Below are 15,102 nucleotides of genomic sequence, written 5' to 3'. Positions count from 1 at the left end.
GGCTTAACATCATGAATTTTGCTTATGGCAGGCGAGAAATCTCCTGGGCGATGCTGGCAGATTCCTGTGCCCAGCCCTGGGCCAGGGCTTTCACCATAGCGTCGTAACCATCCTCCTGCTGTTTCAGCTCAAGATGGAACGGGCGCTTAATCAGCTGCCCCTGATGGTTCAGCAGCCACTCACCGCTGATCACCACCCTGCCATCGTAGCGTCCATGGAAACCCGTCACATTGACGTTGAGGGTATCCTGGTCGCTGCCCAGAGGCTGTGAGGCAACAACCCATCCCGGAAGCTGGCTGCTCAGGTTCGCCACCAGCGTATTGCGCAGTTGTTGATCCAACGGGCTGGCCCACAGATTGTTATTCGCAATCACATACTGCACGTCGCTGGTCTGATACACCACGCCGTTGCCGGCGAGGGAATCCGGGATCGTGACCTGCTCAACCCACAGCAGGCGATGCCCCTGGCTGGCGCTGCTTTGCCCGCCCGTCTGAGCCCCCATCGGCAACTGGTAGTAACTCTTGGTATCGCTTCCTGAACTACAGGCCGTTAAAACCAGTGCTCCGACGATTAATAGCCATTTTTTCATTATTTTGCCCTCTTCGGCTCAGGATCTTTTTTGTCCTTCGCTTCAAATACCAGCGCGTTGCTCTTCTCATTCAGCGTTTTCAGAACCGGCTGCAGTTCGCGCAGGACCTGATCCAGGCGCTGCATATCCGCTACCATCTTGTTATACGCCGCCGAACCTGGCTGGAAGCCTTGCATACTACGGTTAAGCTCACGCAACGTTTTCTGCATATCCTGCGGAAGCTGTTGCATCGACTGGTTAGCCGTAATTTTGTTGATGTTATCCAGTGTGGTTTGCAGACGACGCATCGTGGCCTGGCTTTCAGTCAGGCTGTTGGTCGCTTGCTCAAGCATCGGATTCAACGGCAGATTGTTAATCTTATCCAGAGTCTCCATCAGGCGCTGCTGAATCTGCGCCAGACCGCTGCTGACGGTTGGGATAATGGTGTAGCCACCGAATTCACGCGCACCGGTAATCGCTGGCGCTTTCGGATAGAAGTCCATATCCACATACAGGGCGCCCGTCACCAGGTTGCCGGTTTTCAGCGAGCCACGTAACCCGCGACTCAACAGCTGATTAATATGCGTGCCGATATCCTGGTTCTGACCAATCTGGGCCAGTAACCGTTCTGGTTCAATGCGGATCAACACCGGGATACGATAGTCGTCATCCAGTACCTGATTCAGACCCGGCACAAAGTACGGCACCTGACCTACTGTACCCAGGCGGATACCGCGGAATTCCACCGGCGCACCTGGCTGCAGGCCGCGAACAGAGTCCTTGAAGAACATCAGATAGTCGACATGATCGGTATAGAGCGCATCCTGAATGCTTTTCTGATCGTCAAACAGTCTGAACGCGGTTTTCGGTGCGACCGGCTGCCCCAGATCCATCCCCTCAGGCACGTCAAAACTCACCCCGCCGCCAAACAGCGTGGTCAGAGAACCCATTTCGACACGCATCCCCGCCGACGTCAGATCTACCGCAATACCGCTGTCTTTCCAGAAGCGCACGTTGCTGGTCACCAGACGGTCGTTTGGCGCATTGATAAACAGCTGATAGCTGATGGTGCGTTTTTGCGCATCGAAGGTACTGGTTTCCACGGAGCCCACGCGGTAACCACGGAACAGCACTGGATCCCCAGGGCTAAGTTGCCCCGCTTTCTTGCTGTCGAGAGTCACCCGGATACCTTTCGCGTCTGGCGGCGCAAGCGGCGGTGCATCCAGCAGTTGATAATGTCCAGGCTGGCTGCCTTTCGCGCCGGGCTGAAGCTCAATGTAAGCCCCGGAAAGCAGCGTCCCCAGGCCACTGATCCCTTCGCGCCCGACCTGCGGTTTGACCACCCAGAAGACGGAATCGCCATGCAGCAGCTTCTCCATGCCGGAATGAAGGCGCGCTTTGATTTCAACGTGTGTGAGATCGTCAGTCAGCGTCGCACTCTCAACGACACCCACGTCAACGCTGCGGCTCTTGATGGTGGTTTTGCCCCCTTCAATGCCTTCGGCGTTGGTCGTGATCAGCGTCACTTCCGGCCCTTGATGGCTGTAATGATAAAACAGGATCCAGGCTCCGATCAGCGCTGTGACGATGGGGAAGATCCACACCGGCGACCAGTTCTTGACCTTCTGCACTTTCGCCTCTCCACTCTTATTTTCCATGCTTTCACTCTTCCTCATGGCTTGACTCTGGCTCACGATCCCAGGATAAACGCGGGTCGAAAGTCAGGGCCGCAAACATCGTCATGACAACGACCAACGCAAACATCAGCGCGCCCATAGCGGGATAAATACTCATCAGTCCACCCATGCGCACCAGCGCGGAGAGAACGGCAATCACAAACACGTCGATCATTGACCAGCGGCCAACGAATTCGACGACTTCATAAATCAGATGCATGCGTTCGCTGTCGCGCTTTCCATGGCCTTTGGCATCCCAGCACAGCCAGGCAATCGCGATCATCTTTAAGGTGGGAACCATAATACTGGCAATGAAAATCACCATCGCCACCGGATAAGATCCCTCGCCCCACAGCAACACCACCCCGGCCAGGATCGTCGAAGGCATTTTATCTCCCAGCAGATCGGTGATCATGATGGGTAAAATATTGGCCGGCAGATAAAGCATGATGGAGGTGACCAGTAAGGCCATCGTCCATTGCAGACTGTTTTTGCGCCGCACATGCCCCTTGGTGCCACAACGCGGGCACTCTTCCACATCAGCAGGCAGAATGGCGGTGCAGCACGTACAGGAGCGCAATCCCTGGCGAATTCCGGGCACGCCCACTTTAACGGTCTGGTTTAGCGTTGGCGCAGGCGCAATATCATCCCAGGCCCAGCGGCGGTCGACACACTGGAAGGCGCGCAGCTGTAGCATGCAGTACAGACACCAGGGAACAAAACTGCTGCCGATGCCAACGTCGCCATAGGCCATCAGCTTCACAAAACTGACCAGAATCCCCGCGAGGAAAATCTCCGCCATCCCCCAGCTTTTCAGCTGGAAAAGAATTCGGGTAAGCAGGATTTTGACTTTGATGGGCATCCGGACGCGGTTTACCAGCAGTAAAATCACGACCAGGCAAAACGCCGGAACGATTTGTACAAAGAGAAGAAAGAAGGTGCCAAGGCTGGCGTAATCTTCCGAGAACATGACGCCTGGGATCTCCAGCAAATTGACTTCGCTGGTCATCCCGCCGACTTTCATATAGATGAACGGAAAAAGATTCGAGAGCAGCAGCATAAACAGCGCCGCAAGCGCATAAGCAGTGGGACGCTGCCTTGGCGCGTCCCACTCTGTCGTCAGCGTTGCCCCACAACGGGGGCATGCCGCCTTATGTCCGTGACCCATCTCAGGCAGCGCCACGAGCATATCGCATTGCGAGCATAAAATATGCCGGTCGGCATGGTGCTGATCACACATCGGGTATCCCTGTTTATGCGCCGTTTTTGAGTGCCTCAAGGTACTCCCAGCGCTCAAATGCCTCTTCCAACGCCTTTTCGGCCTGGGAAAGCTCTGCCAATATTTTCTGAGTATAGTCGTGTGGCTGGCTAAAGAAGGATGCATCAGCAACTTGAGCCTGTAATGATTCCAGTTGCGTTTCCAGCTCTTCAAGACGCTGCGGCAACCCTTCCAGTTCGCGCTGCAGGTTATAGCTCATTTTAACCGTCGGCTTTTTGACAGTTTCTGCTTTTGCGACAAGCGGTTGCGATCCCGTTTTAGATTTGGACTGTTTATGCGCTAAGGATTGCGCCTGTTGCCCTCGCGCGTCCTGATAACCGCCCACATACTGACCAATACGACCTTCGCCTTCAAAAATCCAGCATTCGGTGACGGTGTTGTCCACAAACTGACGGTCATGGCTTACCAGCATTACGGTGCCCTGATAGCCGTCGATCAGCTCTTCGAGCAGTTCCAGGGTTTCGACATCCAGATCGTTCGTCGGTTCATCGAGAATCAACAGGTTGCTGGGTTTCAGGAACAAACGCGCCAGCAGAAGTCGGTTACGTTCCCCGCCGGAGAGCGCGCGAACAGGCGTCATGGCGCGTTTTGGATGGAACAGGAAGTCCTGCAGATAGCCCAGCACATGGCGCGGTTTCCCGTTAACCATTACCTCTTGCTTGCCCTCTGCCAGGTTATCCATCACCGTTCTTTCAGGATCAAGCTCAGTACGGTGCTGATCGAAATAGGCCACTTCCAGTTTAGTCCCGCAGTGAACACGGCCGCTGTCAGCCTGTAGCTGGCCCAGCATCAGTTTCAGCAGCGTGGATTTACCGCAGCCGTTCGGGCCGATCAGTGCAATTTTATCGCCGCGCTGAACCTGCGCGGAGAAATCGGTCACCAGCACTTTGCCGTCGACCTGGTAGTTCACGTTTTCCATTTCGAAGACAATTTTGCCGGAACGAGAGGCCTCTTCGACCTGCATCTTCGCGCTGCCCATCACTTCACGGCGCTGGCTGCGTTCGTTACGCATCGCTTTGAGGGCACGCACGCGGCCTTCGTTACGGGTACGACGCGCTTTGATGCCCTGACGGATCCACACCTCTTCCTGCGCCAGTTTGCGGTCAAACTCGGCGTTTTGCAGCTCTTCAACGCGCAGGTTCTCTTCTTTTTCCAGCAGATAGGTGTCGTAATCGCCCGGATACGTGACCAGCTTGCCGCGATCGAGATCGACAATACGGGTGGCCATATTGCGGATAAACGAACGGTCGTGCGAGATAAAGATAATGGTGCCATTGAAGGTTTTCAGGAACCCTTCCAGCCAGTCGATGGTTTCGATATCCAGGTGGTTCGTCGGTTCATCGAGCAGTAGCACTTTTGGCCCGCAGACCAGCGCGCGGCCCAGCGCCGCTTTACGCAGCCAGCCACCAGACAGAGAAGCCAGCGCCATATCGGCTTCAAGGCCAAGCTGCTCCAGCACTTCATTGATGCGGTCTTCCAGCTGCCACAGGCCGTGGTGATCCAGCAAATCCTGCAGGCGCGCCATCTCGTTGAGGTTTTTTTCGCTCGGATCGGTCATCACCAGATGCGAAATATCGTGATACCCCTTCAGGTATTCGGCCTGCTCGGAGATCCCTTCAGCGACAAAATCATAGACGCTGCCCGCGACGTTGCGCGGCGGATCCTGTTGCAGACGAGAAACGATCAGATCCTGCTCATAAACGATACGCCCGTCGTCCAGACCCTGCTCACGGTTGAGAATCTTCATCAGCGTGGATTTACCCGCGCCGTTACGGCCCACCAGACAGACGCGTTCGTTGTCTTCGATGTGCAGTTCTGTATCGTCGAGAAGTGGCGCATCGCTGAAGGACAGCCATGCGCCGTGCATGCTAATTAATGACATTTAAATTTCCTTTCAGACTGCGGTAATCAACCAGCAGTTGTGAATTTGACGGTTACGGGCGAAGTCCTGAGACAGCGTTTTTTGACTGATTTCTTGTGCTTTCAGCCCCAGTTTTTCCAGCCCGTCATTGTCCATGCGGAAGCCGCGTTTGTTGTTCGAGAACATAATGGTGCCGCCTTTACGCAGCAGACGTTTCAGGTCGGTCATCAGACGCAGGTGATCGCGTTGAACGTCGAAGGTATCTTCCATACGCTTGGAGTTGGAGAAGGTCGGCGGATCGATGAAGATCAGATCGAACTGTTCATCCGTATCGCGCAGCCAGCCCAGTACGTCGGCCTGCAGCAGACGATGCTGACGACCGGTCAGGCCGTTGAGACGCAGGTTGCGCTCAGCCCACTCCAGATAGGTACGCGACATGTCGACCGTGGTGGTGCTACGCGCACCGCCCAGGCCCGCATGAACGCTGGCGCTGCCGGTATAAGCGAACAGGTTCAGGAAATCTTTCCCTTTGCTCATCTGGCCCAGCATACGACGCGCGATACGGTGATCGAGGAACAGACCGGTGTCGAGATAGTCTGTCAGGTTCACCCACAGGCGCGCATTGTATTCGCCCACCTCGATAAAGTCGCCCTTATCGCCCATTTTCTGATACTGATTGGTCCCTTTCTGACGCTCACGGGTCTTCAGGATCAGTTTGTTCGGCGCAATGCCCATCACGCCAATTGTCGCCGCGATGATGTCCAGCAAACGCTGGCGCGCTTTTTGGGCATCAATGGTTTTCGGCGCAGCGTATTCCTGCACCACGACCCAGTCCGCATAGCGGTCAACCGCAACGTTATATTCCGGCAGATCGGCATCGTAAATGCGATAGCATTCAATGCCTTCCTGTTTCGCCCATTTTTCGAATTTCTTCAGATTCTTACGCAGACGGTTAGCGTAGTCTTCTGCCACCGTCGATGGCTTGCTGTCGCCATCTTTCTCGGTCAGATGGTAGTTTTTCTGTACGCAGTCCAGCGGGCCGTTTTTGGCTTTGAACTGACGCTCGGCGCGGAGCTGGAGGCAGCTCAGCAGCTCAGGAGAACCGCTAAACAGCGACAGATTCCAGCCGCCGAAATAATCCTTCATGGTGCGACCCAGCAGGCTGTGCAGCGCAATCAGCGCCGGTTCGCTATCGAGACGTTCGCCGTACGGCGGGTTACTGATCACCGTACCGTAAGGGCCTTTCGGCAGCGGGTTGGTTAACTGGGAGACGTCTTTCACCTCGAAGTCGATCAGTTCGCCGATACCGGCGCGGCGGGCGTTGCTGCGCGCGCGTTCAATTACGCGAGCGTCGCTGTCCGAGCCGTAGAAACGGGAGGTGTAATCAGCCAGGCCTTTCCGTGCACGAACCTGTGCTTCGGCTTTGACCTCTTTCCAGATGGCGTCATCATGCTGTGCCCAGCCACTAAAGCCCCACTGCCCGCGATGCAATCCTGGCGCGCGGTCGGTGGCCAGCATGGCCGCTTCAATCAGCAAGGTGCCGGAACCGCACATTGGGTCGATCATCGGCGTGCCCGGCAGCCAGCCAGAGCGCATCACAATGGCCGCAGCCAGGTTTTCTTTGATCGGCGCAATACCGGCGCGATCGCGATAACCGCGCTGGTGCAGGCCTTCGCCGCAGAGATCCAGAGAAATATTGGCGGTCTCTTTATTGAGCCACACGTTGATGCGCAGATCGGGATTTTCACGATCGACGTTCGGGCGCTCAAGATTTTTACGCGTGAAGCTGTCGACGATGGCGTCTTTCACTTTCAGCGCACCGTACTGGCTATTACGGATTTCGTCGTTCAGCCCGCTGAAATGCACGGCAAAGGTCGCACCCGGGGCGAAAATCTCTGTCCAGTCGATCGCTTGCACGCCGAGATACAGATCAAGGTCGCTGTAGACCTTGCAGGCACCCAGCGGCAACATGATGCGCGACGCCAGGCGACTCCACATCAGGCTCTGGTAAATAAGCCGTGTGTCGCCCTCAAAGTGGACACCACCCTGAACCACCTGACACTCAAGCGCGCCAAGGCTTTCCAGTTCAGTTTTTAACAGCTCTTCCAGCCCACGGGCCGTACTGGCAAACAGAGAATTCATATCGTCACTTATTACTCGTAGAAAATTGCTGCGCATTATAGCTAATATGCGCTCTATGTCATAAAGTTGAAGGCTTATTTTCAAATCGTTCGAGGGCGTGAACAGTGGCGACGTTATCCAGGCTTTTTATTCATCCGGTCAAATCCATGCGTGGTATTGGCCTGACCCACGCGCTTGCTGACGTCAGCGGCTTTGCCTTCGATCGCATTTTTATGATTACCGAACCGGACGGCACCTTCATCACCGCCCGCCAGTTCCCGCAGATGGTGCGTTTTATCCCGGCTCCGCTGCACGACGGCCTGCATTTGACGGCGCCGGATGGCTCAAGCGTGATTGCACGCTTTACTGATTTTGCCCCCGTTGATGCCCCGACAGAAGTGTGGGGTAACCATTTCACCGCCCGCATCGCCCCGGATGAGATTAACACCTGGCTGAGCGGTTTCTTCTCCCGCGCGGTGCAGCTGCGCTGGGTCGGCCCGGAGCTTACGCGCCGCGTGAAGCGTTTTGAAGCAGTTCCCCTCTCCTTTGCCGACGGTTTTCCCTATCTGCTGACGAATGACGCCTCCCTGCGCGATCTGCAAAACCGCTGTTCCGCCAGCGTGCAGATGGAGCAGTTCCGCCCGAATCTGGTCGTGACGGGCGCACAGGCCTGGGAAGAAGATACCTGGAAAGTGATCCGTATCGGCAGCGTGATCTTTGATGTGGTGAAGCCGTGCAGCCGCTGTATTTTCACCACCATCAGCCCGGAGAGAGGGCAAAAACACCCTTCCGGCGAGCCGCTGAAAACCTTGCAGTCTTTCCGCACCGCACAGGATAACGGCGATGTCGATTTTGGTCAGAACCTGATCCCACGCTCCAGCGGCGTGATTCGCGTCGGCGACGAGATTGAGATCCTCGCAACGGGTCCTGCCCGAGTTTACGGCCCAGGGCCGGAAGAAGAAGAGATTGAAGCCGAAACACAGCCTGTCACAAAGTTGACGCTTCAGTGGGAGGGGCAAACGTTACAGGGGAATAATCAGCAGCTACTGCTTGAACAGCTGGAACAAGCGGGGATCCGCGTGCCCTATTCGTGTCGTGCGGGGATCTGTGGAAGCTGTCGCATCACTCTGGTCGATGGCGAAGTGACGGCACTCAAGAAATCAGCCGTAAGCGAAGATGGTACGATTCTGTGCTGTAGCTGCATTCCGAAAACGTCGTTGCAGCTAGAGCGCTAAACAGCCTGTTCGAGGCTAAAGGAATCCATACGCAGTTGCGGTTTAAGCCGGTCGTTCATCACTTTAATCGCATCACCCAATTGCATTGTGCGCCCGGCAATCACCACGCCGGGTTGCGCCAGCAAACAGAGCGCGGCGTTTTCGCCCGGCTCAACCACCAGCAAACTCACCTCTTCCGAAGTATCGCTGAGATTGACGCAGGCCGCATCGCCGGTGACCGGGGACCATGCTTGCCCGTGAGCAAGAAAGTGCCAGCTTTTTGGCATCTGCGGTTTCAGGAAGCGAATCGCCACCAGCGCATTCAGCACCAGCTCGGCACGCTGCTCTTTAGAGAGAATAAGATCGCGACATTTCTCTTCAAAAGAGAAAAACAGGGCTGCATCGTCAACACAAAAGCCTGACGGTGCAAACGCATCCGGGGTCAGCATTCGGCGAGCAAAACGAGAGCGAAATAACATACCATTGGCTAAATCGAGCATCATTCGATCGTGCTCTTCGCAAAAATACCAGCGCCAGTTATCGTCAGGTTTTATTCGCATTTTCCTCTCCTTCCCCACAACGTCCTGTTCTTAAAATGTCCAAATTATCGCTTCGTTTATAACATCAATAATAAAAGACCATAATGTCTAAATAAGCAACAAAGACGGAATATAAAACAACCAGGGCTGGAAATAAAGCCCTGGTTGTCTGATATGGAGAAAAGATTAGATATGATTAACGATTTCTTTAATCAATTGTGGGCCTTTAAAAATAAAGCCGGAATAGATTTGCACCAGTGAGGCACCTGCCGCCATCTTCTCGCGAGCCGCGATGACTGAGTCGATCCCGCCAACGCCGATGATCGGTAAGCGACCTTTTAATTCCGCCGACAAGGCACGAATAATTTCGGTGCTTTTTAATTGTACCGGACGACCACTTAAGCCACCCATTTCGTCGCAGTTTTTCATTCCCTGCACGAGGGCGCGATCGAGCGTAGTATTGGTGGCAATAACACCATCAATATTATGGCGAACCAAACTGTCGGCAACCTGGATCAATTCTTCGACAGAAAGATCCGGGGCGATCTTAACCGCGATCGGAACATATTTATGATGGGTCGCCTGGAGTTCATTCTGTTTATTTTTAATCGCACTTAACAGATCGTCCAGCGCTTCACCATATTGCAGCGTACGCAAGCCAGGGGTATTTGGCGAAGAGATATTTATCGCGATATAACCGGCATAGGCATAGACTTTTTCCATACAAATCAGATAGTCATCTTTACCCTGCTCAACCGGCGTATCTTTATTTTTGCCGATATTAATTCCCAGCACACCGTCAAAATGGGCTTTTTTAACGTTCTCTACCAGATGATCAACACCGTGGTTATTGAAGCCCATTCGGTTGATCAACCCTTCTGCTTCAACCAGGCGGAACAGGCGCGGCTTGTCGTTCCCGTCCTGCGCGCGCGGCGTCACTGTGCCCACTTCGATGGAGCCAAACCCCATCGCGCCAAGGGCGTCAATGCACTCACCATTTTTGTCGAGACCTGCTGCCAGACCCAGTGGGTTCTTAAACGTCAGGCCCATGCACTGGACAGGTTTTTCCTGCACTTTCTGGCGCACCAGCGCCTCAAGAGGCGTTCCTGTAATGCGGCGTAACTGCTGGAATGTCAATTCATGAGCGCGCTCTGGATCGAGCTGAAAAAGGGCTTTACGAACGAAGGGGTAGTACATGAACTCTCCTGGATTCCGGTATGCAAACCGGACACGGATTATCAGCGATCGCGCCAGGAAAGGGAATTGACCTGTGGCAAAAAATCATCGTAAAGCGCAATCGTTTTCCTTTCTGCCTCTTTCTTATGCAATTTTCGGCATTTTAATTTCAGATAAATCATTTAGTGGAATAACCGTGCAATGTCACACTCGTGAAAATTGTTATGAATGTTAGATAAAAGCAAACAAATAGTTATAAGGAGCAAACATGCGCGTCATCACGTTGGCCGGAAGTCCGCGTTTTCCTTCTCGCTCCAGCGCCCTGCTGGAATACGCCCGCGAACAGCTCAACTCGCTGAACGTCGAGGTGTGCCACTGGAACTTGCAAAACTTTGAGCCGGAAGACCTTCTCTATGCCCGCTTTGACAGCCCGGCATTACAGACGCTGATCGAACAGCTCAAAGGAGCCGACGGGCTGATCGTGGCGACACCGATCTATAAAGCCTCTTTCTCTGGCGCGCTGAAAACCCTGCTCGATCTTCTGCCTGAACGTGCGCTGGAGGGAAAAGTGGTTCTTCCGCTGGCGACCGGCGGCACCGTTGCGCACATGCTGGCGGTGGATTACGCCCTCAAACCAGTCCTGAATGCGCTCAAAGCCCAGGAGATCCTGCACGGGGTGTTTGCCGATGACTCTCAGGTGATCGATTACCAGCATAAACCGCAGTTCACCCCGAACCTGCACCTGCGCCTTGATAGCGCGCTGGAAACTTTCTGGCAGGCGTTGCATCGCCGCGATGTGCAAGCCCCTGCCTTTGGCCGTCTGAAAGGAGTCGCCCATGTTTAAATATCTTCTGACCGCCCTGTTCGCTGTTTCTGCGCTTGCACAGGCGGCGGAACCGGCGCCTGAAAGCCTGCGTATCGGATACCAGAAAGGCAGCGTCAGCATGGTGCTGGCGAAAAGCCATCAGTTGCTGGAGAAGCGCTACCCGGACACGAAATTCTCATGGATCGAGTTCCCGGCCGGGCCGCAGATGCTGGAGGCGTTGAACGTCGGCAGTATTGATTTGGGCAGTACCGGCGACATCCCCCCTATTTTTGCCCAAGCTGCCGGAGCGGATCTGGTTTATGTCGGCGTCGAGCCGCCAAAGCCGAAAGCGGAAGTGATTCTGGTGCCTGAAAACAGCCCGATCAAAACCGTCGCCGATCTGAAAGGCCACAAAGTCGCCTTCCAGAAAGGTTCAAGCTCCCACAACCTGCTCTTGCGCGCCCTTCAACAGGCGGGTCTGACGTTCAAGGATATTCAGCCTGTCTACTTAACCCCGGCAGACGCCCGCGCGGCGTTCCAGCAAAATAATGTTGATGCCTGGGCGATCTGGGACCCGTACTATTCTGCCGCCTTATTGCAGGGCGGCGTTCGGGTGCTGAAAGATGGCGAAACGCTGAAGCAGACCGGTTCGTTCTATCTTGCCGCGCGCCCGTATGCGGAAAAGAACGGCGACTTTGTTCAGGGTGTGCTGCAGACCTTTAGCGAGGCGGATGCGCTCACTCAGAGTCAGCGTCAGGAAAGCATCGCCCTGCTCGCCAAAACCATGGGCCTGCCGGAGCCGGTGATCGCCAGCTATCTGGATCATCGCCCGACGACGGTGATTAAGCCCGTCGACGCTAAAACCGCTGTCCTGCAGCAGCAAACCGCAGATCTGTTCTACGAGAACCGTCTCGTGCCGAAAAAAATCGATATTCGCGACCGTATCTGGCAACCCTCTGACAAAGAAGGATCGAAATCATGAGTCTGAATCTGTTCTGGTTTTTACCGACCCACGGTGATGGGCATTATCTTGGCACCGAAGAGGGCGCTCGCCCGGTAGACTACGGCTATCTGCAGCAAATCGCGCAGGCCGCCGACAGAATCGGTTTTACCGGCGTGCTGATCCCGACAGGGCGCTCCTGCGAGGATGCATGGCTGGTAGCCGCCTCGATGATACCGGTCACGCAGCGTCTGAAATTCCTGGTGGCCCTGCGCCCGAGCGTGGTCTCCCCAACCGTTGCCGCCCGTCAGGCCGCAACGCTGGATCGCCTTTCCAATGGCCGCGCCCTGTTTAACCTGGTGACCGGCAGCGATCCGCAGGAGCTGGCCGCCGACGGCGTGTTCCTCGATCACACGGAGCGCTACGAGGCTTCCGCGGAATTTACCCGCGTCTGGCGCCGTCTGCTGGAGGGCGAAACCGTCACCTACGAGGGCAAACATATCCACGTTCGCGATGCGAAACTGCTGTTTGCGCCGGTGCAACAGCCGCGTCCCCCACTCTACTTTGGCGGATCGTCAGATGTCGCGCAGGATCTGGCTGCTGAACAGGTTGATCTCTATCTGACCTGGGGCGAGCCGCCTGAGCTGGTGAAAGAGAAAATTGAGCAGGTGCGCGCCAAAGCCGCCGCGCATGGGCGCAAAGTGCGCTTCGGCATTCGCCTGCACGTCATCGTGCGAGAAACGAACGCCGAAGCCTGGCAGGCCGCCGACCGGCTGATTTCTCATCTGGACGATGACACCATTGCCAAAGCGCAGGCAGCCTTTGCGAAGACTGATTCCGTAGGACAGCACCGAATGGCCTCCCTGCATAAAGGCAACAAGGACAATCTCGAAATCAGCCCGAATCTGTGGGCAGGTGTTGGCCTGGTTCGCGGCGGCGCGGGTACGGCGCTGGTGGGCGATGGCCCTACGGTCGCGGCGCGGATCAACGAGTATGCCGATCTGGGTATCGACAGCTTTATCTTGTCTGGCTATCCGCATCTGGAAGAAGCATACAACGTCGGCGAGCTGCTGTTCCCGCATCTGGATGTGGCAATCCCGGAAATCCCGCAGCCGCGCGCGCTCCAGCTTCAGGGCGAAGCCGTAGCGAATGAGTTTATCCCGCGAAAAGTCGCGCAGAGCTAACGAGGTACGTATGGCAAATCCATCCCAAAAATGGCTGCTGCGTCTGGCCCCCTGGTTTCTGCCCGTCGGCATTGTGATTGTCTGGCAAATCGCCTCGTCCGTGGGATGGTTGTCGAGCCGTATTCTGCCCTCTCCTGAGGGCGTGGTGGAGGCGTTCTGGTCGCTCAGTTCGAGCGGTGAGCTGTGGCAGCATCTGGCGATCAGCTCCTGGCGCGCGCTAATAGGCTTTTCAATCGGCGGCTCGATTGGCCTGACGCTGGGGCTTATCAGTGGCCTCTCCCGCTGGGGCGAGCGTTTGCTGGATACGTCAATTCAGATGCTGCGTAACGTCCCGCATTTAGCGTTAATCCCGCTGGTAATTCTGTGGTTTGGCATCGACGAGAGCGCCAAGATTTTCCTGGTGGCCCTCGGCACGCTGTTCCCGATTTACATCAACACCTGGCACGGCATTCGTAATATCGACCGTGGGCTGGTGGAGATGGCGCGCAGTTACGGATTGTCCGGCTTTGCGCTGTTTGTCCACGTGATCCTGCCGGGCGCGCTGCCGTCGATTATGGTCGGCGTGCGTTTCGCCCTCGGTCTGATGTGGCTGACGCTGATTGTGGCGGAGACCATCTCGGCCAACTCCGGGATCGGCTATCTGGCGATGAACGCCCGCGAATTTTTGCAAACCGACGTGGTGGTGGTGGCCATCATTCTTTACGCCCTGCTCGGCAAACTCGCCGACGTCAGCGCCCAGTGGCTTGAGCGAAGCTGGCTGCGCTGGAACCCGGCCTATTCCACGAAGGAGGCAAACGCATGAATACGGCTCGTTTAACTCAGGGGACACCGCTGCTGCTTAACGGCGTCACCAAACGCTACGGGGATAACACTATCCTGAACGCGCTGGATCTGCATGTCCCTGCCGGACAATTTGTTGCGGTTGTCGGGCGCAGCGGCGGGGGCAAAAGCACCCTGCTGCGGCTGCTTGCCGGGCTGGAGGCACCGAACGGCGGAGAATTGCTGGCGGGCAATACGCCGTTGGCGGATATTCAGGACGATACCCGCATGATGTTTCAGGATGCGCGCCTGCTGCCATGGAAAACGGTTATCGACAACGTGGGGCTGGGGCTGAAAGGTAACTGGCGGGATAACGCACGTCAGGCGCTGCGCGCCGTCGGCCTCGAAAACCGTGCGGACGAGTGGCCTGCTGCCCTCTCCGGCGGCCAAAAACAGCGTGTGGCACTGGCGCGCGCGTTGATCCATCGGCCAGGCCTGCTGCTGCTGGACGAACCGCTCGGGGCGCTTGATGCCCTGACGCGCATCGAAATGCAGGATCTGATCGCCTCCCTATGGCAGGAGCACGGTTTTACCGTACTGTTGGTGACGCATGATGTGAGCGAGGCCGTGGCGATGGCGGATCGGGTGCTGTTAATTGAAGAAGGCAAAATCGGCCTGGATCTGGCAGTGGATATTCCTCGTCCACGGCGGCTCGGTTCTGTAAGACTGGCAGAGCTGGAAGCAGAAGTGCTGGAGAGAGTGATGAAGCGTGGGGCAACTGAAGAGAAGGCCCGGCGTCATGGATAAAGAAGGCGATGCCTGAAAGCCTCTTATACAAGAAACGGTTAAACCCGTAAAAAACCACCTGCATAGCAGGTGGCATTGATAACGCCCCATAGGGGCGTACTAAGTCCAGACTCTGAGAGCCTTCCCTTCACACCTCTTTTAGTGGAAGCTGGCTCTCTTCAACTTCATGCTTT

The 15,102-nt window shown here is 55.7% G+C and carries 13 protein-coding genes; 6 read left to right on the top strand and 7 right to left on the bottom strand.

What is annotated here, in order from left to right:
- Positions 1–22: 22 nt before the first annotated feature.
- From pqiC to rlmKL, 5 genes are read right to left on the bottom strand one after another with little or no spacing between them, the layout of a single operon-like run.
- Positions 23–589, bottom strand: a complete 567-nt coding sequence (gene pqiC / locus F153LOC_RS18425; RefSeq protein WP_102105591.1) for a membrane integrity-associated transporter subunit PqiC — start codon at positions 587–589, stop codon at positions 23–25.
- A complete protein-coding gene (gene pqiB / locus F153LOC_RS18420) occupies positions 589–2,226 on the bottom strand; it encodes an intermembrane transport protein PqiB (RefSeq protein WP_100780689.1) in 1,638 nt (545 codons plus the stop codon). Before pqiB ends, pqiC begins: the two co-directional genes overlap by 1 nt.
- Positions 2,227–2,230: 4 nt before the next feature.
- The gene (gene pqiA, locus F153LOC_RS18415) at positions 2,231–3,484 is read right to left on the bottom strand and encodes a membrane integrity-associated transporter subunit PqiA (protein WP_102105592.1); all 1,254 of its coding nucleotides are present in this window, start codon (positions 3,482–3,484) and stop codon (positions 2,231–2,233) included.
- A gap of 13 nt (positions 3,485–3,497) precedes the next feature.
- On the bottom strand, positions 3,498–5,405 hold the full coding sequence (locus F153LOC_RS18410) for an ABC transporter ATP-binding protein (protein WP_102105593.1): 1,908 nt from the start codon (positions 5,403–5,405) through the stop codon (positions 3,498–3,500).
- Between the two features lie 12 nt (positions 5,406–5,417).
- Positions 5,418–7,526, bottom strand: a complete 2,109-nt coding sequence (gene rlmKL, locus F153LOC_RS18405) for a bifunctional 23S rRNA (guanine(2069)-N(7))-methyltransferase RlmK/23S rRNA (guanine(2445)-N(2))-methyltransferase RlmL (RefSeq protein WP_102105594.1) — start codon at positions 7,524–7,526, stop codon at positions 5,418–5,420.
- 104 nt (positions 7,527–7,630) lie between these two features.
- Between rlmKL and F153LOC_RS18400 the strand changes: the two genes are divergently transcribed.
- The gene (locus tag F153LOC_RS18400) at positions 7,631–8,740 is read left to right on the top strand and encodes a YcbX family protein (protein WP_102105595.1); all 1,110 of its coding nucleotides are present in this window, start codon (positions 7,631–7,633) and stop codon (positions 8,738–8,740) included.
- On the opposite strand, the gene zapC is transcribed toward F153LOC_RS18400, so the two are convergent.
- Together zapC and pyrD are read right to left on the bottom strand one after the other, a co-directional pair.
- Positions 8,737–9,279, bottom strand: a complete 543-nt coding sequence (gene zapC, locus F153LOC_RS18395; RefSeq protein WP_100780694.1) for a cell division protein ZapC — start codon at positions 9,277–9,279, stop codon at positions 8,737–8,739. The genes F153LOC_RS18400 and zapC overlap by 4 nt on opposite strands.
- 165 nt (positions 9,280–9,444) lie before the next feature.
- Positions 9,445–10,455: a quinone-dependent dihydroorotate dehydrogenase gene (gene pyrD, locus F153LOC_RS18390; RefSeq protein ID WP_102105596.1), complete on the bottom strand. Its 1,011-nt coding sequence runs from the start codon at positions 10,453–10,455 to the stop codon at positions 9,445–9,447.
- A 247-nt stretch (positions 10,456–10,702) separates the two neighbouring features.
- Here pyrD and ssuE point away from each other — a divergent pair, with 247 nt between their 5' ends.
- The 5 genes from ssuE to ssuB are packed head-to-tail and all read left to right on the top strand — an operon-like array spanning position 10,703 to position 14,929.
- Positions 10,703–11,278, top strand: a complete 576-nt coding sequence (ssuE, locus tag F153LOC_RS18385) for an NADPH-dependent FMN reductase (RefSeq protein ID WP_102105597.1) — start codon at positions 10,703–10,705, stop codon at positions 11,276–11,278.
- Positions 11,271–12,221, top strand: a complete 951-nt coding sequence (locus tag F153LOC_RS18380) for a sulfonate ABC transporter substrate-binding protein (protein ID WP_100780697.1) — start codon at positions 11,271–11,273, stop codon at positions 12,219–12,221. Before ssuE ends, F153LOC_RS18380 begins: the two co-directional genes overlap by 8 nt.
- A complete protein-coding gene (gene ssuD, locus F153LOC_RS18375) occupies positions 12,218–13,363 on the top strand; it encodes an FMNH2-dependent alkanesulfonate monooxygenase (RefSeq protein ID WP_100780698.1) in 1,146 nt (381 codons plus the stop codon). Before F153LOC_RS18380 ends, ssuD begins: the two co-directional genes overlap by 4 nt.
- 10 nt (positions 13,364–13,373) lie before the next feature.
- Positions 13,374–14,165: an aliphatic sulfonate ABC transporter permease SsuC gene (gene ssuC / locus F153LOC_RS18370; RefSeq protein ID WP_100780699.1), complete on the top strand. Its 792-nt coding sequence runs from the start codon at positions 13,374–13,376 to the stop codon at positions 14,163–14,165.
- Positions 14,162–14,929, top strand: coding sequence for an aliphatic sulfonates ABC transporter ATP-binding protein (gene ssuB / locus F153LOC_RS18365; RefSeq protein WP_100780700.1), 768 nt, complete (start codon positions 14,162–14,164; stop codon positions 14,927–14,929). Before ssuC ends, ssuB begins: the two co-directional genes overlap by 4 nt.
- Positions 14,930–15,102 lie beyond the last annotated feature (173 nt).

The sequence above is a fragment of the Lelliottia sp. F153 genome, assembly GCF_002870005.1.
Taxonomy (GTDB): Bacteria; Pseudomonadota; Gammaproteobacteria; order Enterobacterales; family Enterobacteriaceae; genus Enterobacter; species Enterobacter nimipressuralis.
Note: the sequence above shows the minus strand (reverse complement) of the source record. Positions and strands in the feature narration are given on the sequence as shown.